At 67.7% G+C, this 1037-nt stretch carries 1 pseudogene; it reads right to left on the bottom strand.

The annotated features are described in order from the left end of the window. Positions 1-33: 33 nt before the first annotated feature. Positions 34-1037, bottom strand: a pseudogene (locus AB0K82_RS44730) (IS3 family transposase); the annotation flags it as partial.

Raw genomic sequence — 1037 nt, 5'->3', positions numbered from 1 at the left:
CGGGGGTTCCCCCCGAAGTGTGGACACCGGTTGTTATGCGGCGAGTGCCACCTTATGTGACCTCTGTTCGTAGCTGATCGGGCTGATCTGGCCGAGCGTGGAATGTCTTCGGATCGTGTTGTATCGCGTGAGCCACCGAAACACCTGCAGCCGGGCCTCTCGCGCCGTTGCCCAGCGTTTGCGGCCCTGGAGAGTCTCTCGTTTGAGGGTGGCGTTGAAGGCCTCGGCGGCGGCGTTGTCGGCGCTGGTGCCCACCGCGCCCATCGACTGGACGACGCCGAGCCGCCCGCACGCGGCGGCGAAGTCGGCCGAGGTGTACTGGGCGCCGTGGTCGGAGTGGAAGACCGCGCCGTCCAGTCGCCCGCCCCGGGTGCGGGCCGCGGACTGCAGTGCGTCGATCACCAGCTCGGTGCGCATGTGGTCGGCGATCGACCAGCCGGCCAGGCGACGGGAGCACAGGTCGATCACCGTGGCCAGGTAGAGGAACCGCCCATCACCGACCGGCAGATAGGTGATGTCACCGACGTAGCGCTGGTTCGGCGCCGCAGCGGTGAAGTCTCGCTTGATCAGGTCCGGCACCGCCTGCCGTGACGGCTCGGGCACCGTGGTGCGGACCTTGCGGCGCAGATGCACACCTGCGATCCCGAACGCTCGCATCACCCGCTCAACGCGCTTGTGGTTCACCCTCTGGCCGGCATCACGCAGCTCGGCCGTGATGCGCGGCGACCCGTACGTCCCGTCGAACTCCGCGTGGATCGCCCGGATCCGTTCGGCCAGCACCTCATCGGCACGCCGCCGCTGCGCCCGGGCCGCCTTCCCCTCCAGCCAGCGGTAGTAGCCCGAGCGAGAGACTGAAAGGACATGACACAGCCGCTTGACGCTGAACAGCTCCCGGTGGTCCTCAACGAACTGAAAGCGGCTCACCAGTTCGTCTCTCCCGCGAAATACTTGGCCGCCCGGCGCAGGATCTCCCGCTCGGCCTCCAGCTCCCGCACCTTCTTACGGAGCTGACGGTTCTCTTCTTCAAGCACGGCGTC

Source organism: Actinoallomurus sp. NPDC052274, from assembly GCF_040679475.1.
In the GTDB taxonomy this organism is placed as follows: domain Bacteria; phylum Actinomycetota; class Actinomycetes; order Streptosporangiales; family Streptosporangiaceae; genus Actinoallomurus; species Actinoallomurus liliacearum.
This window is presented reverse-complemented; position numbering and strand designations above follow the sequence as displayed.